This window comes from Rahnella inusitata (genome assembly GCF_965118895.1).
GTDB lineage: Bacteria > Pseudomonadota > Gammaproteobacteria > Enterobacterales > Enterobacteriaceae > Rahnella > Rahnella inusitata_A.
In genome coordinates this window covers 382170-405615 of the sequence record NZ_CBCPJJ010000002.1, presented here as the reverse complement: position 1 = coordinate 405615, position 23446 = coordinate 382170, and the positions used below count along the sequence as shown (strand labels likewise).

General features: G+C 53.9%; 17 protein-coding genes. 8 read left to right on the top strand and 9 right to left on the bottom strand.

Translation table 11 applies throughout. The features are described from left to right. Positions 1-11: 11 nt before the first annotated feature. From kdpB to kdpE, 4 genes are read left to right on the top strand one after another with little or no spacing between them, the layout of a single operon-like run. Positions 12-2078 (top strand): potassium-transporting ATPase subunit KdpB, encoded by a 2067-nt coding sequence (gene kdpB, locus ACMHLI_RS03470; protein WP_413528249.1) that lies wholly within the window; start codon positions 12-14, stop codon positions 2076-2078. A gap of 22 nt (positions 2079-2100) precedes the next feature. Continuing rightward, a complete protein-coding gene (kdpC, locus tag ACMHLI_RS03465; protein ID WP_413528248.1) occupies positions 2101-2694 on the top strand; it encodes a potassium-transporting ATPase subunit KdpC in 594 nt (197 codons plus the stop codon). Positions 2695-2748: 54 nt separating this feature from the next. Beyond that, complete coding sequence (kdpD, locus tag ACMHLI_RS03460; RefSeq protein ID WP_413528300.1) at positions 2749-5448, top strand: two-component system sensor histidine kinase KdpD; 2700 nt, start codon at positions 2749-2751, stop codon at positions 5446-5448. After that, a complete protein-coding gene (gene kdpE, locus ACMHLI_RS03455) occupies positions 5445-6134 on the top strand; it encodes a two-component system response regulator KdpE (RefSeq protein ID WP_413528247.1) in 690 nt (229 codons plus the stop codon). The genes kdpD and kdpE overlap by 4 nt, the downstream gene beginning before the upstream one ends. Here the strand turns inward: kdpE and ACMHLI_RS03450 are convergent. The 3 genes from ACMHLI_RS03450 to seqA all read right to left on the bottom strand — a co-directional run bounded on the left by ACMHLI_RS03450 (position 6124) and on the right by seqA (position 9243). Continuing rightward, positions 6124-6855: a PadR family transcriptional regulator gene (locus tag ACMHLI_RS03450; protein WP_413528246.1), complete on the bottom strand. Its 732-nt coding sequence runs from the start codon at positions 6853-6855 to the stop codon at positions 6124-6126. The genes kdpE and ACMHLI_RS03450 overlap by 11 nt on opposite strands. A 171-nt stretch (positions 6856-7026) precedes the next feature. Continuing rightward, a complete protein-coding gene (gene pgm / locus ACMHLI_RS03445; protein WP_413528245.1) occupies positions 7027-8670 on the bottom strand; it encodes a phosphoglucomutase (alpha-D-glucose-1,6-bisphosphate-dependent) in 1644 nt (547 codons plus the stop codon). 24 nt (positions 8671-8694) lie between these two features. Further along, positions 8695-9243 (bottom strand): replication initiation negative regulator SeqA, encoded by a 549-nt coding sequence (gene seqA, locus ACMHLI_RS03440; protein WP_413528244.1) that lies wholly within the window; start codon positions 9241-9243, stop codon positions 8695-8697. Between the two features lie 238 nt (positions 9244-9481). Between seqA and ybfF the strand changes: the two genes are divergently transcribed. Continuing rightward, complete coding sequence (gene ybfF, locus ACMHLI_RS03435) at positions 9482-10270, top strand: esterase (RefSeq protein ID WP_413528299.1); 789 nt, start codon at positions 9482-9484, stop codon at positions 10268-10270. Between the two features lie 255 nt (positions 10271-10525). Further along, entirely contained in the window at positions 10526-10807 is a 282-nt protein-coding gene (gene ybfE, locus ACMHLI_RS03430) for a LexA regulated protein (RefSeq protein WP_413528243.1), read from the top strand. Between the two features lie 79 nt (positions 10808-10886). Here the strand turns inward: ybfE and ACMHLI_RS03425 are convergent, their stop codons facing one another. Continuing rightward, positions 10887-12551 (bottom strand): methyl-accepting chemotaxis protein, encoded by a 1665-nt coding sequence (locus ACMHLI_RS03425; RefSeq protein WP_413528242.1) that lies wholly within the window; start codon positions 12549-12551, stop codon positions 10887-10889. Between the two features lie 419 nt (positions 12552-12970). Between ACMHLI_RS03425 and fldA the strand changes: the two genes are divergently transcribed. Beyond that, on the top strand, positions 12971-13498 hold the full coding sequence (fldA, locus tag ACMHLI_RS03420; protein WP_056771565.1) for a flavodoxin FldA: 528 nt from the start codon (positions 12971-12973) through the stop codon (positions 13496-13498). Between the two features lie 314 nt (positions 13499-13812). Next, entirely contained in the window at positions 13813-14268 is a 456-nt protein-coding gene (gene fur, locus ACMHLI_RS03415) for a ferric iron uptake transcriptional regulator (protein ID WP_013576469.1), read from the top strand. Positions 14269-14412: 144 nt separating this feature from the next. Here fur and ACMHLI_RS03410 read toward each other — a convergent pair whose 3' ends face one another. From ACMHLI_RS03410 to nagE, 5 genes are all read right to left on the bottom strand, one after another. Beyond that, positions 14413-17094 (bottom strand): beta-N-acetylhexosaminidase, encoded by a 2682-nt coding sequence (locus ACMHLI_RS03410; protein WP_413528241.1) that lies wholly within the window; start codon positions 17092-17094, stop codon positions 14413-14415. A 14-nt stretch (positions 17095-17108) separates the two neighbouring features. Beyond that, positions 17109-17450, bottom strand: coding sequence for a ChiQ/YbfN family lipoprotein (chiQ, locus tag ACMHLI_RS03405; protein WP_413528240.1), 342 nt, complete (start codon positions 17448-17450; stop codon positions 17109-17111). A 13-nt stretch (positions 17451-17463) separates the two neighbouring features. Next, positions 17464-18927 (bottom strand): chitoporin ChiP, encoded by a 1464-nt coding sequence (chiP, locus tag ACMHLI_RS03400; RefSeq protein ID WP_413528239.1) that lies wholly within the window; start codon positions 18925-18927, stop codon positions 17464-17466. 419 nt (positions 18928-19346) lie between these two features. Then, complete coding sequence (glnS, locus tag ACMHLI_RS03395) at positions 19347-21017, bottom strand: glutamine--tRNA ligase (protein WP_413528238.1); 1671 nt, start codon at positions 21015-21017, stop codon at positions 19347-19349. 214 nt (positions 21018-21231) lie between these two features. Further along, complete coding sequence (gene nagE / locus ACMHLI_RS03390; RefSeq protein WP_413528237.1) at positions 21232-23184, bottom strand: PTS N-acetyl glucosamine transporter subunit IIABC; 1953 nt, start codon at positions 23182-23184, stop codon at positions 21232-21234. Between the last annotated feature and the right edge of the window lie 262 nt (positions 23185-23446).

Genomic DNA, 23446 nt, shown 5'->3' with positions numbered 1-23446 from the left:
AGATTAATAAAATGACTCGTAAACAACGTGCGCTGTTTGAACCCCGCCTGATCCGCACTGCCCTGTGGGATGCGGCGAAAAAGCTGGATCCCCGCGTTCAGTGGCGCAATCCGGTGATGTTCGTGGTGTATCTGGGCAGTATTCTGACCACGGTTATCTGGCTGGCAATCCTGCTGCATCGCACCGACGGCAGCGCCGCTTTTACCGGCAGCGTGTCGCTGTGGCTGTGGTTCACTGTGCTGTTTGCCAACTTTGCCGAAGCACTGGCGGAAGGCCGCAGTAAGGCCCAGGCGCAAAGCCTGAAAGGCGTTCAAAAAACCAGCTGGGCGAAAAAAATCTATGAACCGCGCCCGGATTCGGCGGTGATCAAAGTCGCCGCGGACGAGCTGCGTAAAGGCGATATGGTGCTGATCGAAGCCGGTGATACCGTGCCGTGCGACGGTGAAGTGCTGGTCGGCGGCGCGTCGGTGGATGAAAGCGCGATCACCGGCGAATCTGCGCCGGTCATCCGTGAATCCGGCGGTGACTTCTCCTCGGTGACAGGCGGGACGCGCGTGCTCTCCGACTGGCTGGTGGTGCAATGTTCCGCTAACCCCGGCGACACCTTCCTGGATCGCATGATCGCTATGGTCGAAGGCGCGAAACGTCGTAAAACGCCAAACGAAGTGGCACTGACTATCCTGCTGGTGGCCCTGACGCTGGTCTTCGTGCTGGCAACCGCCACGCTGTATCCGTTCTCGCTGTTTAGCGTCGACGCCAGTCATGCAGGCATTCCCGTCACCGTGACCGTGCTGGTCGCGCTGTTGGTGTGTCTGATCCCGACCACCATTGGCGGTCTGTTGTCTGCTATCGGCGTGGCGGGGATGAGCCGCATGCTGGAAGCCAACGTGATCGCCACCAGCGGCCGTGCGGTGGAAGCCGCCGGTGACGTGGATGTGTTGTTGCTGGATAAAACCGGCACCATCACGCTGGGTAACCGCCAGGCATCGCAGTTCCTGCCCGCCCCTCAGGTGACGGAACAGGAACTGGCCGATGCCGCGCAGTTATCTTCACTGGCTGATGAAACGCCGGAAGGCCGCAGTATCGTGGTCCTGGCAAAACAGCGGTTTAATCTGCGCGAACGCGACATTCATTCGCTGAATGCCACTTTCGTCCCCTTCTCGGCGCAAACCCGCATGAGCGGCGTAAACGTCGGCGACCGTAATATTCGTAAAGGCGCGGTGGACGCTATCCGTCGCCATGTGGAATCCAACGGCGGCACGTTCCCGAAAGCCGTCGACGGGCTGGTAGAAACCGTGGCGCGTAAAGGCGGTACGCCGCTGGTGGTCGCCGAAGGCGCGAAAGTGCTGGGCGTGGTCGAACTGAAAGACATCGTTAAAGGCGGCATCAAAGAACGTTTCGCCGAGTTGCGCAAGATGGGCATCAAGACGGTGATGATCACCGGCGATAACCGTCTGACCGCAGCTGCCATTGCCGCCGAAGCGGGCGTCGATGATTTTCTGGCTGAAGCCACGCCGGAAGCCAAACTGGCGCTGATCCGCCAGTACCAGTCGGAAGGCCGTTTAGTGGCCATGACCGGCGACGGGACCAACGATGCCCCGGCGCTGGCGCAGGCTGACGTGGCGGTGGCCATGAACTCCGGTACGCAGGCAGCGAAAGAAGCCGGGAACATGGTGGATCTGGATTCTAACCCGACCAAGCTGATTGAAGTGGTGCACATCGGGAAACAGATGCTGATGACCCGCGGCTCGCTGACCACGTTCAGTATCGCCAACGACGTCGCCAAGTATTTCGCCATCATTCCGGCGGCATTCGCGGCGACCTATCCGCAGCTGAATGCTCTGAACGTGATGAACCTGACCTCACCGTCTTCGGCCATCATGTCGGCGGTCATTTTTAACGCCCTGGTGATTGTGTTCCTGATCCCGCTGGCGCTGAAAGGCGTGAGCTATAAAGCCATGAGTGCCGCGTCGCTGCTGCGCCGTAACCTGTGGATTTATGGTGTGGGGGGGCTGCTGGTGCCGTTTGTCGGTATCAAGCTTATCGACATGATCCTGACCGTTTTACACCTGAGCTGATTGATTAATAAGGAAGACCATTATGTCTGTTACACGTATTGCGTATGTTCGCCCGGCTCTGGTGATGACCGTTCTGCTGACGCTGGCGACCGGCGTGGCCTATCCCCTGCTGACCACCGGCGTTTCCGAACTGGTGTTCAGCTCGCAGGCGATGGGATCGCTTATCAAAGACGGCAGCAACAAGGTGATAGGGTCAAAGCTTATCGGGCAGAATTTTACCCGCAATGAGTACTTCTGGGGCCGTCCGTCAGTGACGTCAGATACGCCGTATAACCCGATGGCGTCGGGGGGCAGCAATCTGGCGGCCAGTAATCCAGCACTGGATCAGGCGGTGAAAGACCGCGTGATCGCGCTGCGTAAAGCCAATGCGCAAAGCACCGCCCCGGTGCCGGTCGATCTGGTCACTGCCAGCGGCAGCGGGCTGGATCCGCAGATATCTATAAAAGCAGCGCAATGGCAGGCACAGCGCATTGCCAGCGCACGCGGCTTGCCACTGGCGCAAGTGGATAAATTGATTGATGATAATACATCATCACCACTGATAGGTTACCTCGGCCCGACCGTGGTCAACGTGCTGGAACTCAATCAGGCGCTGGATAAACTGAAAGCCCATTAATTTAGCCAAAATAATTCGGGTCGCAGGAAGGCGGCCCGAAGTATGAAGGATAATATGACAGAAGATAACCGCCCCGATCCTGACAGCTTACTGGCGCTCGCCAATGAAAAGCCGCGCGGGCAACTGAAGGTCTTTTTCGGTGCCTGTGCGGGCGTCGGGAAAACTTATGCCATGTTGCAGGAAGCTCAGCGGCTGCGCGCCACCGGCCTCGATGTGCTGGTCGGCGTGGTGGAAACTCACGGGCGGCAGGAAACGCAGGCGCTGCTGCCGGGGCTGACATTGTTGCCACCCAAACGCATTCACCACCGCGGACGTCAGGTGCAGGAGTTTGACCTCGACGCCGCGCTGGCGCGCCGCCCTGCCCTGATCCTGATGGACGAACTGGCGCACAGCAATGCGGCCGGTTCGCGCCATCCTAAACGCTGGCAGGACATCGAAGAATTACTCAATGCCGGTATCGACGTATTTACCACCGTAAACGTTCAGCATCTCGAAAGCCTGAACGACGTGGTCAGCGGCGTAACCGGCATTATTATTCGTGAAACCGTCCCCGACCGTCTGTTTGATGACGCCAGCGAAGTGGTGCTGGTGGATTTACCCCCCGACTCCCTGCGTCAGCGCCTGAAAGAGGGCAAAGTTTATATTCCCGGTCAGGCTGAACGCGCCATCGAGCACTTTTTCCGTAAAGGCAATCTCATTGCCCTGCGCGAACTTTCACTGCGCCGCACTGCCGATCGCGTTGACGATCAGATGCGGGAATACCGCGACGATCAGGGCGTCAACCGCGTGTGGCATACCCGTGATGCGCTGCTGTTATGCATCGGGCACGGCGGCGGCAATGAAAAGCTGGTCCGCGTTGCATCACGTCTGGCGGCGCGCCTTGGCTGCGTCTGGCACGCTGTGTATGTCGAAACGCCACGTCTGCACCGCTTGCCGGAAGGCCAGCGCCGCGCGATTTTGCATTCACTGAAACTGGCACAGGAGCTGGGTGCTGAAACCGCCACGCTCTCAGAGCCGCACGAAGAACAGGCGATTTTGCGCTATGCCCGCGAGCATCGACTGGGCAAAATCATGATGGGCCGCCGCCGTGAAAAACGCTGGAAACCCGGTGGCAGCTTTGCCGACAAGCTGGCGGATATCGGCCCGGATCTCGATCTGATTATCGTCGGGCTGGAAGATTCCCCTGCCACGCCGGTGCGTAAAGAGCAGGATTCACGCACGTTCGCCGACCGCTTCAGCCGCCAGCTGTGGGGCTGTTCGCTGGCCGTCGCACTGTGCGCGCTGATCACCGTGCTGGCACAGTGGCTTATCCCGGCCTTCGACCAGGCCAACCTGGTGATGGTCTATCTGCTCGGGGTGGTGATCGTCGCACTGTTTTATGGCCGCTGGCCGTCGGTGCTGGCGGCGGTGATTAATGTCGTCAGTTTTGACTTATTCTTTGTGCAGCCGCGCGGCTCGCTCGCCGTCACCGACGCGCAATATCTGGTGACTTTCGGCGTGATGCTGCTGGTCGGTATTCTGATCGGGAATCTCACCGCCGGTGTACGTTATCAGGCGCGTATCGCCCGCCATCGCGAAAAACGTGCACAGCATCTGTATGAGATGTCGAAAAGCCTCAGTCAGGCGCTGACGCCGGAAGCCATCGCGCAAACCAGCCGCCACTTTATTTCCTCCAGCCTGCACGCCAAAACCGCCATTCTGCTGCCGCAGGAAAACGGCGAGCTGGCGCAGCCTGCCGGAGAAGTAACGTCGATTGTGGTGGACGACGCCATCGCGCGCTGGAGTTTTGATAAGAAACTGCCCGCCGGTGCGGGCACCGATACCCTGCCCGGCGTGCCGTATCAGTTGCTGCCGCTGGTGGCGTCCGGCGGATCCTGCGGGCTGCTGGCGGTGGAGCCCACCAACATTCGCCAGCTGCTGGTGCCGGAACAGCAGCGTTTGTTGCAGACATTTACCGTGCTTATCGCCAACGCCCTCGACCGCCTGCATCTGGCCGCCAGGGCGGAATCTGCACGTCTGGAAACCGAACGCGAGCAGCTGCGCAACTCACTGCTTTCGGCTCTCTCTCACGATTTACGTACGCCGCTCACCGTGCTGTTCGGGCAGGCGGAAATCCTGACGCTGGATCTGGCTTCAGAGGGCTCAAAACACGCCCCGCAGGCCAGCCAGATCCGCCAGCAGGTACTGAGTACCACGCGGCTGGTGAACAATTTGCTGGATATGGCGCGCATTCAGTCGGGCGGGTTTAATCTGCGCAAAGAGTGGCAGTCGGTGGAAGAGATCACCGGCAGCGCGTTGCGGATGCTGGAACCGGTGCTGGCCAACGATAATATCGAAATCGATTTACCGGCAGAAATGGTGCTGGTGAACTGCGATGCCAGCCTGATCGAGCGGGTGCTGATCAACCTGCTGGAGAACGCCCATAAATATGCCGGGATCGGCGCAACCATCGGTATCAAAGCCACGCCGCTGGAGGAATGGCTGGAGATCGAAGTCTGGGATAACGGCCCCGGCATTGCGGCGGGAACCGAGCAAAGAATCTTTGAGAAATTCGCGCGCGGGAATAAAGAATCGGCCATTCCGGGTGTAGGGTTGGGATTAGCCATTTGTCGTGCCATTATTGAGGTGCACGACGGACGGATCTGGGCAGAAAACGGTCCGAACGGCGGTGCGCGTTTCCGTTTCAGGCTGCCGCTGGAAGCGTTGCCTGATATGGAGAATGACATGGAAAAAGACATCGGCGAGGCCCCGTGACCGCATCCCCCATCAATATTTTGATTGTTGAAGACGAAAAAGAGATCCGCCGCTTTGTGCGCACAGCGCTGGAGGCGGAAGGCTTACGGGTGTTTGAAAGCGAAACATTGCAGCGCGGGCTGATTGAGGCCGGCACGCGAAAACCGGATCTGATTATTCTCGATCTCGGTTTACCGGACGGTGACGGCCTGACCTATATTCGCGATTTGCGCCACTGGAGCGCCATCCCGATCATTGTGTTGTCGGCACGCACCCGCGAAGAAGACAAAATTGCCGCGCTGGATGCCGGTGCCGATGATTTTCTCACCAAGCCGTTTGGCGTCGGTGAACTGCTGGCGCGGGTTCGTGTGGCGCTGCGCCGTCAGGCAAACAGCTCGCAGGAAAGCCCGCTGGTCACGTTTTCCGATGTGACTGTCGATCTGATTAACCGTCGCGTACAGCGTAACGGTGAGGACTGTCATCTGACGCCGATCGAGTTTCGCCTGCTGGCCGAGTTGCTGGCAAACAGCGGCAAAGTCATTACACAACGTCAGTTACTGAGCCACGTCTGGGGCCCGAATTACGTCGAACACAGCCATTATCTGCGCATCTACATGGGGCATTTGCGCCAGAAACTGGAGGCCGACGCCACCCGTCCGCGTCATTTACTGACCGAAACGGGAGTGGGTTATCGCTTTATGCCGTAGGGGCTTCGGTGGCGTCAGTGTCGTTTTTAACCGGCGCAAATTCCGCTTCAATACTCTCTGCCGCCTGCTGCAAAATCGCGCTTACACGCAGTACCTGCTCCGGCGTTAAATCATCACGCATCATATTGCCGCGCAGCGCGTGTTTCAGCCGATGCATGGTTTCATGGATGCCTGCTGCCAGATTGTTTTCCTTCGGTCGGGTTGCACCGGCCAGACGGGCAAAAATCACATCCACCGCATCCTGATGCTGCGCCAGCTCAGTTTTACCGGCTTCGGTTAACTGATAGCTTTTGCGGCCATTTCCGGTGGCCACGGCTTCCAGAAAATCTTGTTCTTCCAGCAATGTGAGCGTCGGATAAATCACCCCCGGACTTGGCACATACAGGCCAGAAGAGGCTTCTTCGATGGCTTTGATCAACTCATACCCATGACTCGGTTTCTTCGCCACCAGCGCCAGCAGAACGCGGCGTAAATCACCATGCTCAAACAGACGATGCACACCGCGTTCACCGCGAGGACCGCCCCGGCGACCTTCGCCACGACCACCGCGACGTTCACGACCTTCTTCACCACGTTCTTCACCACGATGACGGCCGTCACGACGTAAAACATGACGCTCGCTGTGACCACTCACTTCTGACTCATGACGGCAATGGCCGCGATGCCCCTCTTCCCTGCTACCGTGACCGCGATGACGGCCTTCAAACATTTTGCTAAACATATTTTATGTCCTATTTAGATATATCGAATTATTTCGATATATCTAAATTAGATCGAATTTCAACATCTGGCAAGCCTGGCTGTGCATTTAGATATATCTTTTTTATTTCTTAAATCGCAGACAAAAAAAACGCTGAATAATCAGCGCTTTTGATGAGACAAAGAAACAGGCTTATTTGGCGTCGGCGAGCACTTTGCTGACGATTTCTACCGCTTCTTTCTCGATTTGCTCGCGATGTTCTGCACCGAGGAAGCTTTCACAATAGATTTTGTACGCTTCTTCTGTACCGGACGGACGTGCCGCGAACCAGCCGTTTTTGGTCATCACTTTCAGACCACCGATCGACGCGCCGTTGCCCGGTGCGTTAGTCAGACGGGCGGTGATCGGGTCACCGGCCAGCGTATCCGCTTTCACCTGTTCAGGGGAAAGTTTAGACAGCGCGGCTTTCTGGGCGTGAGTCGCAGGCGCCTGGATACGGTTGTAGCTTGGCGCACCAAAGCGGGCGGCCAGCTCGTTGTAATGTTCCTGCGGATTCTTGCCGGTCACCGCGGTAATTTCCGCAGCCAGCAGGCACATGATGATGCCGTCTTTGTCAGTTGACCACGGCGTGCCGTCGAAACGCAGGAAAGAAGCCCCTGCGCTTTCTTCGCCACCAAAACCGAAGCTGCCGTCAAACAGACCATCGACGAACCATTTGAAACCGACCGGGACTTCGACCAGTTTACGGCCTAAATCTTCAACAACGCGGTCAATCATTGCGCTTGAGACCAGCGTTTTACCGACGGCGACGTCTTTGCCCCACTGCGGACGATGCTGGAACAGGTACTGAATCGCCACGGCCAGATAATGGTTGGGGTTCATCAGACCAGCAGGCGTCACGATACCGTGGCGGTCGTAGTCAGGGTCATTGGCGAATGCCAGATCGAATTTATCACGCAGTGCCAGCAAACCGGCCATTGCGGATTCAGACGAGCAGTCCATACGGATCACACCGTCGTGGTCGAGATGCATGAAACGGAAAGTCTGATCGACGTGATCGTTCACCAGCGTCAGATCCAGTTTGTAATGCTCAGCAATGCGCTTCCAGTATTCAATACCAGAGCCACCGAGCGGATCCACACCCAGTTTCAGACCGGCTTTCTGAATCGCGGCCATGTCGACGATTTCAGTCAGGCCTTCGATAAACGGCTGAACCAAATCTTGTTCAGTCAGATGACCACTTTTCCACGCCTGATCCAGAGACTGACGCTTCACACCAGCGAGTTTCGCCGCCAGCAGTGCATTAGCGCGTTTCTCTATAACCGAGGTCAGATTAGTATCTGCCGGGCCGCCGTTGGTCGGGTTATATTTAATGCCGCCATCTTCCGGTGGGTTGTGCGACGGGGTGATGACGATGCCATCAGCCAGTGCGCCGCCCTTGCGGTTGTGGGTCAGGATCGCGTGAGACACCGCAGGAGTGGGGGTGAAACCGTTGTCTTCCTGCACAATGACGTCAACGCCGTTGGCCGTCAGCACTTCCAGCACGGAGATAAATGCCGGTTCGGACAGCGCATGGGTATCTTTCCCCACGTAGCACGGACCGGTAGTGCCCTGCTCTTTGCGCACTTCGGCGATCGCCTGAGCAATTGCCAGAATGTGCGCTTCATTAAAGCTGTGACGCAACGAACTACCGCGATGGCCGGACGTGCCGAATTTCACCGCATGCGCGGTGTTTTGTGGGTCCGGTTGCAGAACGTAATATTGTGACGTTAACTGCGCCACATTAATCAAATCGCTTTGCTGAGCAGGTTGCCCTGCACGGGGGTGATTAGCCACTGGCGCTTCTCCCTGACGCTGAAATTAGAGGGTGCCGCACACTTTGTCAGTCAGTTCCGCCGGGAACTGCATGAGCTGCATGATGTGTTCGATCATGCTGCGTTTGCGACCTGTGTTGGTATTCGTGATAACCCAATACGGCGTTCCGGGAACGTGTTTAGGCTTGGTATGGATGCCGTTTTGCAGCAGCGTTTGCTGGTCACCGGCAAAATAAGTGCGTGTGCGGCCGGTCAAAGAGTCGGTCGCAGCAGCAAATTCTTTCGCGTTCAGGCTGTACAAGGTCGACAGAATCAGCATAAAGCGATTCACCGCTTTGGTCTGCTCGGCGTATTCATCGGAAAGCAGCAGTTCGCGAACGGCGCGGACTTTATCACGCGACGTCGGTGCCGCAGCGGCAGCCGGTTTTTCCTGAACAACGGTGCCCGGGATGTTAGCCGCTGGCGCGGCAGGTGCGGTCTGACCGGCAGTAAACTTCAACATACGGCGCAGAATATCAGACGCACTTTCACCGATAGCTTGTGTGTGGCTGGCAATGTAGCGGTAGAGTTCTTCGTCAACCTCAATAGTTTTCATCTTTATCCAGTACTGTTTTTCTACTTAATTTGTTCAAAAGGATTATACAAATTTCTACGCGTTTACAAACAGGGAATCGTGCCGCGAAGCAAAAAGCAGAATTATTACCTTTCGCTGCATGCTGGCCCCGGCCTGTTGTTCTCCACGTAGTAAAATCCCGCTCAGGCATCTGGCAGAAAACTTTCTGTTTTAAAAATTATCCGCCACTCATGATAACCTAATGAGATTGTTTATCTGTATGAACTTCGCCATGAAATTACATTATCGCCTGCAAGAACCTGAAGTCTCTGGAAGCACAGCCCTGCCGGTTTTGTTAATCCACGGTTTGTTCGGAACCCTTGATAATCTGGGCGTTCTGGCCCGCGACCTGAAACAACAGCATAGAGTGTTGCAGGTAGATTTGCGAAATCACGGTCAGTCCGGACGCTCGGATGAGATGTCTTACGCCGCGATGGCGCAGGATTTAGTGGAGACGTTAGAAGAAGTCGGTTTCCAAAAAATCATCGTTATCGGCCACTCCATGGGGGGAAAAGCCGCGATGGCGCTGACGGCGCTTATCCCGGACCGCATCGAAAAGCTGATCGCCATTGATATCGCACCGGTGGATTATCACACCCGCCGTCACGACGAAATTTTTGCCGCGATTAATGCCGTGACCACCGCCGGAGTACGCGATCGCACGTCTGCCACCGCCTGCATGCAAGAGCATATAAAGGAAGATGGCGTGATCCAGTTCCTGCTCAAATCCTTCCAGCAGGGAGAATGGCGTTTCAACGTGCCGGTTTTGATAAGTGAGTACGATACGATTATCGGCTGGGAGAATGTGCCCGCGTGGGATCACCCGGCCTTATTCATTCGCGGCGGCCTGTCGCCGTATGTGCAGGACGCCTACCGTGAAGATATCGCCCGCCAGTTCCCGCAGGCAAAAGCCTATGTGGTCGCCGGAACCGGTCACTGGGTTCACGCGGAAAAACCTGACGCCGTGCTGCGCGCTGTGCATCGTTTCATCGATTCGCCTGAGGTTTAACATCCTGGGGATAAATTGTGCAAAAAGTCTGCACAACTTCAGAAGTTATCATGAAATCAGGGCAATCAGGCGTTGTGAACTCCTGGCGCGCTAGGGTATGATTGCGCGCTATAATTTTGCCGCCCCGTTTCGCTCAGGTCGAGTGGCGGGGGGTGAATTGGGTCAGGGTTTCTTAGCCCGAAATGTGTGAAACGCTCGTCAGGAATCGGCTTGCCGTTTTCCGATGTAAAAACTTCCCTGGTTGTACCGCTACCTATGGCAAAAGAACAACTGGATCGCACGACGATTGATCTGTTCGCAGATGACCGCCGTCCGGGGCGTCCAAAAACAAATCCGCTATCCCGTGATGAACAGCTCAGGATTAACAAGCGCAACCAGTTACGCCGCGATAAAGCGAGCGGCCTGCGTCGTGTCGAGCTGAAAATGAACGCCGATGCTGTTGATACACTCAATAAGCTGGCAGAAGAACGCAATATCAGCCGGAGCGAATTGATTGAAGAGATGCTGCTGGAGCATCTTAACGGTCATGAAGGCTGATTAAAAACGGGTAACCTTCTCAGGCTACCCGTTTGTTTTTTCTACTTATACTGCTCAACGTGTCCCTTCACTGCATTACTCAGAACGTTTCCCAGTTTTCCGAACTTTTCGCAGAAATCATGCCCGTATCCGGTCGTAACAACGGCGCAGAAATCATTCCCGCAGGTTTTGACCCGACGCGCGTGACGCTGTCTCGTAGTTTGAACGTCGCAACGGCGTTATTGAGCAATGCGGCCTGCTCTTCCAGAGAAACGGCGGCCTGAGATGCCTGTTCCACCAGCGCGGCGTTTTGCTGGGTGACGCTGTCCATCTGCGTGACGGCCACAGCGACCTGGCTGATGCCTTTGCTTTGCTCATCGGAGGCAGACGCGATTTCCGCCATGATGTCGGTGACATGCGTAATCGAGCGCACCACTTCGTTCATGGTCTGACCGGCGTTCTCCACCAGTTTGGATCCGCTGTCAACGCGGGAAACCGATTCGCTGATAAGCTGCTCAATCTCCTTCGCAGCCTGCGCGCTGCGCTGCGCCAGATTGCGCACTTCGCTGGCGACCACGGCAAATCCGCGCCCCTGTTCACCTGCGCGCGCGGCTTCTACCGCAGCGTTCAGCGCCAGAATGTTGGTCTGGAAGGCAATGCTGTTGATGACCGAGGTTATCTCAGCGATTTTCTTCGAGCTGCCGGAAATATCTTTCATGGTACTGACAACGTCGGCCACAATGTTGCCGCCTTTGCGGGCGGTGCCAGACGCTTCAATCACCAGCTGGCTGGCGTGATGGGCGTTGTCGGCGTTATGTTTCACCGTTGCGGTCAGCTCTTCCATGCTGGCTGCCGTTTCTTCCAGCGCCGAGGCCTGCTCTTCCGTACGGGAAGAGAGATCGTTATTGCCGGCGGAAATTTCGGACGCTCCCTGATAAATGTTGTTGGTACAGTTGCGGATGGTTTGAACCGTGTTCACCAGGCTGGCTTGCATGATGTTAAGTAATGGGATCAGCTTACCGGCACAGTTTTTACCAAACTCTTCCATTTGATTTGTCAGATCACCGCTGGCAATCAGTGCAAACTGATCGCGGATCTTATCCAGCGGTTTCACCAGCGCCATAACCAGATAGCGGTCAGTCAGCAGCAGAATAATCAGACCAATGATGAACGCTGTAATCTGAATCACTTTGCTGACGTAGGTCAGATGGTTAGATTCCGTTTGCGCCGCGCTGAAGTCCACAGCAATCTGGCCGCTGACTTTTTGCATTGCCGCGCCAAAATCACGGCTCAGCGGCGGAACGGTGGTGTTCGCTAACTGATTGTAGACGTCGATATTTTTGTTGCTGGCAGCCTCAAACAACGGGTTGACGCCCTGGGCGACAAGACTTTCCCAGCTGGCAAGCAACTCCTGAACCGCAGATTCTTCCAGGCCCGGATGTGGCGCAGCTTTAAATCCCGCCAGAGCCTGAGTCAGGCCATCGAGAGACTGTTTTGCGCTATCAAAAATTTCCGGCCCTTTGGTCGGATCGGCCTGAAGCTGCGAGACGGCACGGCTCAAACGGGTGACGGTACGAAAATACTGATCATTTCCTTTGCTGATCAGCGCCATGTTGTTGACGAGTTCGGAACTGTTCCTGGTGTTTTGGGTCAGTGTGTTAAGCGAGCTGACGGTGTAAAGCGATACACCGGCCCACATAACGCAAAAAACGCCAAGAATGGCTAATAAAGCGGTCCTGATGGTAATGTTTTTCAAAAACTGCACGATATGCCTCTCTCGAAACATGACTGTTTCTGGTCTGAGGATTGAGGGGGATGCGGAGAATCAAGACATGTAACCAGCGGGCGGGTGCCTCTGGACATGTTTGAACACCTCTCCGGGCATCGATTTCTTTATTATGTTGAGATTGCTCTCGCATCATCTATCGGCTGGGCGTGCTTAAACTTAAGGAGTGCGTCGGACTATTTCTTCACTTTGCTTTTAACCTCAATACCTTTGAGGTTAAACACAGACATTCAAAAGACACGAAGGCGATAACACTTAAAAAGTTTGGCCGATAAACTTATTCGTCAGTTAAGAAGGCGCGCAGAAGCATATTCTCCGCCACGCGAGTTTGCTATTATCAGCGTTATTATTGCCTGCAATGTAGGGCTTATCATTGAGAACAAGAGGTTAGACATCTTATGGCCGTAGTAGGAATCTTCTTTGGATCCGATACAGGTAACACCGAAAACATCGCGAAAATGATCCAGAAACAACTGGGTAAAGATGTTGCTGAGGTGCATGACATTGCGAAGAGCAGCAAAGAGGATCTGGAAAAATTCGATATTTTGCTGATCGGTATTCCAACCTGGTATTACGGTGAAGCCCAGTGTGACTGGGATGACTTCTTCCCTAGCCTGGAAGAGATCGACTTCGAAGGTAAGCTGGTTGCCCTGTTTGGCTGTGGCGATCAGGAAGACTATGCAGAATATTTCTGTGACGCACTGGGCACCGTGCGCGACATCATTGAGCCACGCGGCGCGGTGATTGTGGGTCACTGGCCAACCGAAGGCTACCACTTCGAAGCCTCAAAAGGTCTGGCCGATGATAAACACTTCATCGGACTGGCGATTGACGAAGACCGTCAGCCTGAATTAACCAATGAGCGCGTTGATGCGTGGGTTAAGCAAATTACAGAAGAATTGAGCCTTTCAGAAATTATTGGCTAAAAACCCTGTTGGCCCTGAGGATTTATTCTACAATTGAAGGGCCAAACTATTACTGAAATTAACAATTTAGCCACAACAAAATTGTTACTTTCAGTAGTATCAAGGTACACTGAGTTCATCTGTTTTTTCTATCGATCAAGTCGTTGCATTATCTGGTGTGACTGGCATTTAGTGATCTTTATTAACAGGCAATCGTTTAGGGGATCGGCACACTTCCGTTAAACGAAGGATCCTAAACGAACAATTTTGTGCCGCTGATGCCACAGGCTCCATGCCTCAACTTGATTAGCACATAGTAACAGGACTGAATCCGCATGACTGACAACAACACCGCACTGAAGAAAGCCGGCTTAAAAGTCACGCTTCCGCGCCTTAAAATCCTGGAAGTGCTGCAAGCGCCGGAAGGTCATCACGTGAGTGCGGAAGATCTGTACAAACAACTGATTGATATGGGTGAAGAGATTGGTCTGGCGACGGTTTACCGCGTTTTGAACCAGTTTGATGACGCCGGTATCGTGACCCGTCATAACTTCGAAGGCGGCAAATCCGTATTCGAACTGACCCAGCAACATCACCACGACCACCTGATCTGCTTAGATTGTGGCCGCGTGATTGAATTCCGCGACGAATATATCGAAGGTCGTCAGCGTGAAATCGCTAAGAAACATGGCATCAAACTGACCAACCACAGCCTGTACCTGTACGGTCACTGTGAAGCAGGCGATTGCCGCGAAGATGATTCTTTGCACAATGATAAACCCGCGCAGTAATCTGCCCGGTTCGGCGAAGTTGCCGTCAACGTAAAGACTTAACTAACCGCTGAAAAGCGGTTTTTTTTGGCCTACGCGATGAACATCAGATGTAAAAAACCCCGGAGAACCGGGGTTTTGTTTTTTAGCCTCAGGCGGTTTCGCTTAAAGCTTATCGGTCACCGGCTCTGCACGGCTGAAGCGTTTACCATCGGCAGACGCGGAACGTACCCAGACATCACCGGTGATTTGCGGTTTTTGAACATCATCATAAAGCTGCCATTGCTTGCCACCGTCGACGGAATACTCTATCGCCAGCCCGGGCAGCGACGTATTCGCCTGAAGTTTTCCGCCGTTCACCTGCGCGCCCGGCACAGGCAGACGATAAGCAACGCCTGCCGCATCCATTTTCGGCAACTCTCGCTGCCCCATCAGGTTGGCGAAGCGCAGCCAGTCGGTGTGCAGTGCTTTGGTATCGACGTGATGAGTTTTACCACCGGCGAATTCGCGTCCTGCCTTATAATCCATTTCCCAGTTTGCCCGGTGCCAGGCACGTTCTGCCAGCGGCAACAGTCGCGGATAGATCATGTATTCCATCCGGTCATCGGTACGCACCACTTCGCTCCACAGTTGTGCGGAAATCCCGTACGCGCCCGGCCAGGGTTTGTCACTTTTTGCCTCGAAAGCGTTACCGTCACGATCGACAGAGGTTTCAGCATTCTGCGGCAGGTTATCCGGTGCGAAGCTGAAAACTTTCGCTTCATCGCTGTAACGGGTACCCCAATAGAACCCCTTTTCCAGCGGAGTCACTTCGTACGGGAAGTCGAAGTAAACGTAATCCGGATTCGAAATCGTCACTTCGAAGCCTTTGTTCGCCCAATCGTTTACCGAGTCGAAACCGCCCCAATAGAGCGTATCCCAGAAGTTTACGCCGATACGTTTAGTGGCGAAGGAACTGGCATCTCTGGCATCTTTCAAACCGTCCTGCCATGCCTGCATTCTTTCGATACCGTGGGCATTCACCAGCTTGCTGACTTCCATTGCGAAGTAACTTGGCAGATGCTCTACGTCCGCGACTTTGCCGGAAGAAATCATTATCTGACAGACCTGTGACTGCGCCCAGGGTTTATCCTGCTTGCTCAGATCAATCACGCCTTTTGCCGGATCGATCTTACCGTTTTTATCCTGATAGCCCGGCCCGAGGAAGATGTTTTTCGCCTCGTCACCGCCAAAATGCCAGGTGCTGAGCGGCTGTCCGGCCTCTTTGTGCATTTGGGCGATTTCGCCAATCACTTTATCTGCAAAGCGTTTGGACGATTCCATACAAGGGTTCAGATACCCGTGGCGATCGTAGAACTGGACGCCGGTAGTATTTGAGGTGTCAGTCGGATCCAGCAGGCGGAACTCATTGGCTTCTTCCTCTTTACCCGCTGCATGCAGTTTTCGGTAACGCGCCTCCATTGAAATCACCGCCGCACGGGCGTGCGCAGGCATATCGATTTCCGGGATCACGTTGATCTGACGCGCGTTGGCGTACTTCACAATCTCGATGTAATCGGCACGGGAGAAATGCCCGCTGCCGTTGTTGTCCGAATCAGGGCCAGAACCCAACTGCGGCAACAGGCATTTGGTTTCAGTCAGGTCGTGACAGCGTTTACTACCGATATCCGTGAGCTCCGGCAAGCCAGGGATCTCGATGCGCCAGCCCTCATCATCGCTAAGATGGAAGTGGAAAGTATTCAGTTTGTATGCGGACATCTGGTCGAGTAATCGCAGAACCGCGGCTTTAGAATGGAAGTTGCGGCCAACGTCGAGGAACATCGCGCGGTATTCAAAACGCGGTGCATCTTTGGCGTCGAGGCTGGCGATTTTTTTACTGCCATCGGCAGGCACTAAAGAAAGAATCGACTGTAAACCGTAGAACACGCCGGCCTGATCGAAACCGGTAACCTGTGCACCCTTCTCACCAATATTGAGAATATACGCACCTTCAGTCGCCTGCTTTCCGCTGAATTTATCTTTCTCAATGCGCGTAGTGACCGGATAGCCTTTGGCATTTTCAGTGATGCCCAGCAGCGCAAAGCGTTCGGTCACCGCGATCGCGGCCGGTTTGGCCAGCCCGCTCAGATCGAGTGCCACGCCGCCTGCCAGCGACACATCTTTCGCATGAATTTTCACTTCCAGCGGTGTCGGAATAATTTGCCCGCGCAAGGTCGCCGCAGGCAGCACTTTCAGCTCGTCATTTTTCACATAACGGCTGACCGGCGTCATCAGAACGTTTTTGTCATCCGCCGTGCTCTTCCACTGGTCGCCCTTAAACGGCGTGACGAACTGATGCAAATCTTCGGTATCGGTGTTCGCCAGCACTTTTGGCTGGGCATTTGACGATGTCGCATACCAGCGCGGGATCAGATCGGTTTCAAACAGTTGCCAGTATTCGCCGACCACCGGAATGCTGACCGACTGATTGGCCGGGAAGCCTTTGAATTTGTCGGTCGGCTCGATTTTATGCAGGTCGCCGGTTACGCGGGTGATGGTGAACTGATCGTTATCGACTTTCAAAATACGGCGAACGTTGTGAAAATAAATCGCCCAGTCGTTGCCTTCGATCGCCTCACCGGCATTGGTCAGGGTGATGATGGCCGTGTTGCAGGATGCCCAGTCGGCGCCCAGCAGGCTGCAATCCGTGCCGTGCGCACCGGCCTGATTATCCTGTAATGCATAATTCACTTTCAGCTGGCTAAGCTGGTCTGCCAGCTGCTGATCGGCATTCGCCGCAGACATACCGCCAAGCATCCCGCCCATCAGCGTCGCTGCTGCCAGTGCGTTGAGTCTGAATTTATTCATCTTCAACCTCATCCTTAATTCGTTGGTTTAGGGGAATTATTCGCCCGGATTTCCTGCCAGATTTTGCCGCAGTCGTCGGCGTAAGCCTGGCCGTCACCGGTTTTACGCGCGGTCAGGCAGCGCTGGTAATCCACCACACGCACCGTTTCCTGTTCGGCAAATTGCTTGTGTGCTTTTTCCTGTTTAAGGACGTCCAGTACAGTCTGGCACGAGGCTATTTTATCCGGCGATCCTTCCGCCTTATTGATACAGGCGCTGTAGGCCTCACGCAGTTTGGTGTCTTCTTTTTGCGCCGTTGTCGGAGCACAACCAGCCAACAGAACGGAAGTAACAACGATCATCAATAATTTATTCATCGACATGGCGACCTCAGAAAATAGTGAATGGAGCGATAACGATGAATTTGACGTCTTTTTCATCCTGGAAGATGTTGCCGTAACCGCCTCCCCAGCTCGGAATATCCGAATGGTTGTCGTACTGGGTGTAATGCAGTTTGAACAGCGTGCCTTTGGCTCGACCTTCCTGAATGGTGTACAGCGCATCCAGACTCCAGGCGCTCTCTTTCAGGCGCTGGCTCTGGTCATAAGCCGCGTTAGTGCTTGGCTTGGCGTCCCAGGCGTAAACGTAAGAACCGCCCACCGCGAAGCCCGGCAGATCCCATTTGGCCAGATCGTATAACACCCCGGCATAGACTGCTTTTTCACCATTGGCGTTGAAGTCAGAACGGTTATCCCACCACACATCAAGACGGCCGTTGGATGAGGAATAAGTCGGTGTCATACGCTGCAGGAAATATCCCTGATTCCCTTCTGCCTTAACCATCGTTCCTTCAAGACGCCAGTTGAACTGACCCGTGGTGTAGCCGAATGTCAGCGCCTGCAACCATGCGAGGCCGTCATACAAACTGTTCGGATCGTTCTTGTCGCTGATACGGTCTTGTGCACCGTAGAACTGGTAGCTGGTGGTCAGCGGATTGCCCAGCAGATCGACCTTATAGGACGCTTTGGCGAAGTACTGATCGACGTAGCTTTCCGCTTCGCCATAGGCCGCTTCAAGGACGAAATCATTTTTAAAATCATATTTCGCGCCGAGGGAGTGAATGTAGGAGACACCGGTTTTCTTGTCATTCTGGCGGAAATCATCCATTTCCAGATGCCACGGAGATTTATATTCGTCCGCCCACATGTAGGAGAAGCTCAGCTCGCCCGGTTCGCCGAAATCATGTTTATAACCGGCTTCCGCGCCGCGATAGGTACCCGGCATGAAGCTCCAGTGCGGCGCGATCAGCGTCTGCCCGGTAGGCTGGATATAACCCGCGTGCCCCCAGAAACCGCCATATTTAAATTTACCTGCGGCTTTGTACAGACTGACCCCGCCCTTATCGCCGGAGTAATCTTCGTCGTAGGCGTGGTTTTTGGAAGAGAAAGCGATTTCGTTCGGGTGGCCGCTGTCGCTGGCTTCAGCCAGCTCAATCGCAGTAAAAGCTGCGACGTCGATACCGAACATATCCCACGCATAACCGGAGGAGAAATCCAGATTCAGGTTGGCGGTGGAGTGAGAAAGGTTAGTGGCGTACTTATCGTAATCAGGGTTGTTGACCGTGACTTTCGAGCCGTCAGGTCGGGTTTCTTCTTTGGTCTTGTTCAGATCTTTGCGGTCACGTTCACGTTGCCAGTAGTAAACTCCGCCAGTCAGCGTGGAATCATCAATAAAGCCTTCCGCTCTGACTTCTTTAGAAAATGTCATTCCGCCACCCAGTAAGGTGCCGGCCAGAGTGTACATCACAGGTTTCAGATAAGCCGATCCCCTGCCCCGGTTAAGGTGCTTGTGCATAGAAATTCCTCGTTTTGACTAAAAAAGATGGTGCAAAACCCAAACGGGTATTAAAAGCGGCCGCCAGCGGCGTAACCGTAAAAAGCAGAGTAAGAGTATTTTTCGCGACGCGAATTATCAATGAGTAATTAATCATTGTTCTCTGAAATATGACAAAGTGCACATAAAGATGAAAAAGTGTAACAGAAACGGCACTGAAGGAATTAAACAGGTGGAAAAGAGTAAAGCCATTAATATTCATGATATTAAATAGAATAACCACACACTTTACACGTTTCAGCATTCATAAAGTGGTTAAATCAGGGAGCTAAAAAGTGACCATTAAAAACACATTAATTCGTGATGAAAATCAAATACACCTTTTTACAGGCATAAAAAAACGCAGCCGAAGCTGCGTTGAGTCAGACGTGATATTTCACTCAGGCGACGGGTTTGCTTTCCCAGGTGTCGCGCAGGCCGACGGTGCGGTTGAACACCAGGTGCTCAGCGCTTGAATAGCGGCTATCGGCACAGAAGTAACCTTCACGTTCAAACTGCACACTGACTTCTGCCTGAGCAGCGGCCAGAGACGGTTCAACGAAGCCCTGTGCAATGACCAAAGATTCCGGGTTGATGGTGGTCAGGAAATCTTCAGCCTGGCCCGGATTCGCAACGCTGAACAAACGGTCATACAGGCGGAATTCTGCCGGTTTACCTTCTGAAGCTGAAACCCAGTGGATCACACCTTTCACCTTGCGGCCATCGGCAGGATCTTTGCTCAGCGTTTCAATATCGTAAGAACAGAAGATGGTGGTGATGTTACCTTCCGCGTCTTTCTCGATACGTTCCGCTTTGATCACATAAGCATTACGCAGGCGAACTTCTTTGCCCAGCACCAGACGTTTGTACTGCTTGTTCGCTTCTTCGCGGAAATCAGCCTGGTCGATGTAAATCTCACGGGTGAACGGTACTTCGCGGGTGCCCATCTCCGGTTTGCTCGGATGATTCGGCATTTTCACCATCTGCACGTCATCACCGGTGAAGTTCTCAATGACAACTTTAACCGGGTTAATAACGGCCATGGCGCGCGGTGCATTTTCGTTCAGATCGTCACGGATACAGGATTCCAGCGCCATCATTTCGACGTTGTTGTCCTGCTTGGTCACGCCGATACGACGGCAGAATTCGCGAATAGACGCAGCGGTATAACCACGGCGGCGCAGACCGGACACCGTCGGCATACGCGGGTCGTCCCAGCCTTCGACAATCTTATCCGTCACCAGCAGGTTCAGCTTACGCTTGGACATGATGGAGTATTCAAGATTCAGACGAGAGAACTCATACTGACGCGGATGGCATGGAATAGTGATGTTATCCAGCACCCAGTCGTACAGCCGGCGGTTGTCCTGGAATTCCAGCGTACACAGTGAATGGGTGATCCCTTCCAGCGCATCGGAAATGCAGTGGGTGAAATCGTACATCGGGTAGATGCACCATTTTGTGCCGGTCTGGTGATGTTCGGCAAACTTAATACGGTAGATGACCGGATCGCGCATCACAAAGAATGGCGATGCCATATCGATTTTGGCACGCAGGCAGGCTGCACCTTCGGCGAATTCGCCGTTACGCATTTTTTCGAACAGCGCGATATTTTCTTCCACGCTGCGATCGCGGTACGGGCTGTTTTTGCCCGGCGCAGTCAGCGAGCCACGGTATTCGCGGATTTGATCGGGAGACAGTTCATCAACGTACGCCAGGCCTTTGTTGATAAGCTCCAGCGCGTATGCGTGCAGTTGATCGAAATAGTCTGACGAGTAGTGAATATCACCGCTCCAGTCGAAGCCCAGCCACTGGACGTCGTGTTTGATCGACTCAACGAACTCAATGTCTTCTTTTGCCGGGTTAGTATCGTCAAAACGCAGATTGCACTGACCCTGGTAGTCTTGCGCAATGCCGAAATTCAGGCAGATAGACTTCGCATGGCCGATATGCAAATAGCCATTAGGCTCAGGCGGGAAACGGGTGTGAACGGTATTGTGTTTCCCGGTCGCCAGATCTTCATCAATAATCTGACGGATAAAATTTGTTGGGCGGGCTTCAGCCTCACTCATTGTGCAATTCCTCTACGCAACATTGACTCTACGGATAACCGCTTATGTTCCAACAAGCCACGTCGGGAAACAACCGTTAGTTGCATAAAATCGTGGTTATCCCTTTGCGGGCTGTCCGAAAACAATAAAAAACGGGAAGAGATCGCTCTCTTCCCGTTCTGACTGTCTTTTTTAAAACAGTGCTTTCTGAAACTGCTTCACTCAGACAAAAAGATTATTTGCCCTGAATGTCGAACAGTTTGGTCTGGCCGGCCACCACGGAACCGCTCGCCAGAGAAACAACACCGGTGTAATCATCGATATTGCTGACCACAACCGGGCTTATCATTGAGCGCGCATTGGCGTTCAGATAGTCCAGATCCAGTTCCAGAACAGGCTGACCGGCAGTCACCGTCGCGCCTTCTTCGACCAGGCGGGTAAAGCCCTTACCATTGAGCGTGACGGTATCAATCCCCATGTGAACCACAATTTCAGCACCAGAAACGGTTTCCAGACAGAAGGCATGATTGGTATTGAAGATTTTAACAATAGTCCCCGCAGCAGGCGAGACCACGGTTTTACCGGTCGGACGGATCGCAACGCCGTCGCCGACAGCTTTGCTGGCGAAGGCTTCATCAGGCACTTGATCCAGCGCCACAACATCACCCGTTACCGGAGACACCAGCGTCTCCACCACGGTTTTCATCGTGTTTGGCACTGCCTGAGGGGCCGTTTTGGTGGTCACTACCGGCGCAGCCGTTGCCACACCTGCTGCGACCGGGCCACGTGCAATCACTTTCTTCATAGCATCTGCCAGAGATTCAGCTTTTGCACCAACGATAACCTGAATGCTTTGTTTATTCAGACGAACGATGCCGGATGCGCCAAGGCGTTTACACGCGGCATCATCCACGGTGCCGGCATCTTTCACGTTCAGACGCAGACGGGTAATACAGGCATCAATCCCTTTGAAGTTGTCAGAACCTCCCAGTGCACCGATGTAACTCAGCGCCAGCTGGTTCAGGCCTTCTTCGGTATTACTGTTCGCTTCCGGCGCGCCCATGTTTTCAATGTCGTCTTCACGACCCGGCGTTTTCAGATTGAACATGCGGATAATCACGCTGAACAGAACGAAGTAGATGATGAAGAACACAACGCCCATCACCAGCAACATCCACACGTTTTTACTTGCCGCCGGCAGGTTGTACATCAACGCATAGTCGATGGCACCCGCAGAGAAGGAGAAGCCTGCGTGAATACCCAGAGCCGTTGCGACGTACAGGCTGATCCCGGTCAGGATGGCGTGCACTAAATAAAGCAGCGGAGCGAGGAACATGAACAGGAATTCTAATGGCTCAGTTACACCTGTCAGGAATGCGGTTACCGCTACGGAAACCAGCATACCACCGACCAATGGACGACGTTCTTTAGGCGCTGCGAAGTACATGGCAAATGCCGCACCTGGCAGACCGAACATCATAATTGGGAAGAAGCCGGACATGAACATCCCCGCCGTGCCGTCACCCGCGTAGAAGCGGTTGATGTCACCGTGGAACACGGTACCGGCAGCGTTGGTGAAATCACCAATCTGGAACCATGCGATGGTGTTCAGTACCTGGTGCAGACCGGTTGGGATCAACAGACGGTTAACGAAACCGAAGATGCCCGCACCGAATGCGCCAGCGCCCACGATCCACTCACCACCGGCACGGATTGCATCCTGCACCGGAGGCCAGACGTAACCGAAGATAGCGGCCAGAACCAGACAGAAGAAGCCGGTTGCGATAGGAACGAAACGTTTCCCACCGAAGAAGCTCAGGAAGTCAGGCAGTTTGATGTCAGACCAGCGGTTGTAAACCATACCGCCGACCAGACCAGTGATGATACCCGCCAGCACACCCATATTAACGGCCGGGTTGATGGTGATCATCGCTTTGGTCAGGATGAAGTAACCGATACCGCCGGCTAATGCAGCCGCACCCGCGTTGTCTTTAGACCAGCTCGACGCCACACCGATAGCGAAGATTAATGCGAGGTTATCAAAAATCCCGCCACCGGCTTGCGCGATGAAAGGCATGTTAAGAAGATCAGGCTGTCCGAAGCGCAGCAATAACGCAGCGACCGGTAGTACGGCTATCGGCAGCTGAAGCGCTCTGCCTAAACGCTGAAAGAATCCAAGAATATTCACATTTCCCCCTATCCGCCGTCAGGCGAATCACCTAAGTAGTTTAATTAGTATGGTTACTACCTTTACTGTTTACCGTTCCGATTTAACCGACTGCACTGCGAGTGTAAAAAGATTATTTCGTATCGCAAATTAAAACCTCTCTTTTTGTGATAATTGTCACCAAAAAGAGGTGATAACATGCCATCAGACTGGTCAACACACAAAACTTATTTTATTATTAAAAAAATCTAGACGGTATTGTGCCATCCATAAACTTTCACGG

Excerpts from the sequence above, each read along its gene's own strand:
- kdpB (WP_413528249.1), top strand. The coding sequence starts at position 12 with ATGACTCGTAAACAACGTGCGCTGTTTGAACCCCGCCTGATCCGCACT.
- kdpC (WP_413528248.1), top strand. The coding sequence starts at position 2,101 with ATGTCTGTTACACGTATTGCGTATGTTCGCCCGGCTCTGGTGATGACC.
- kdpD (WP_413528300.1), top strand. The coding sequence starts at position 2,749 with ATGACAGAAGATAACCGCCCCGATCCTGACAGCTTACTGGCGCTCGCC.
- ACMHLI_RS03450 (WP_413528246.1), bottom strand. The coding sequence starts at position 6,855 with ATGTTTAGCAAAATGTTTGAAGGCCGTCATCGCGGTCACGGTAGCAGG.
- seqA (WP_413528244.1), bottom strand. The coding sequence starts at position 9,243 with ATGAAAACTATTGAGGTTGACGAAGAACTCTACCGCTACATTGCCAGC.
- ybfF (WP_413528299.1), top strand. The coding sequence starts at position 9,482 with ATGAACTTCGCCATGAAATTACATTATCGCCTGCAAGAACCTGAAGTC.
- ybfE (WP_413528243.1), top strand. The coding sequence starts at position 10,526 with ATGGCAAAAGAACAACTGGATCGCACGACGATTGATCTGTTCGCAGAT.
- fldA (WP_056771565.1), top strand. The coding sequence starts at position 12,971 with ATGGCCGTAGTAGGAATCTTCTTTGGATCCGATACAGGTAACACCGAA.
- fur (WP_013576469.1), top strand. The coding sequence starts at position 13,813 with ATGACTGACAACAACACCGCACTGAAGAAAGCCGGCTTAAAAGTCACG.
- ACMHLI_RS03410 (WP_413528241.1), bottom strand. The coding sequence starts at position 17,094 with ATGAATAAATTCAGACTCAACGCACTGGCAGCAGCGACGCTGATGGGC.
- chiQ (WP_413528240.1), bottom strand. The coding sequence starts at position 17,450 with ATGAATAAATTATTGATGATCGTTGTTACTTCCGTTCTGTTGGCTGGT.
- chiP (WP_413528239.1), bottom strand. The coding sequence starts at position 18,927 with ATGCACAAGCACCTTAACCGGGGCAGGGGATCGGCTTATCTGAAACCT.
- glnS (WP_413528238.1), bottom strand. The coding sequence starts at position 21,017 with ATGAGTGAGGCTGAAGCCCGCCCAACAAATTTTATCCGTCAGATTATT.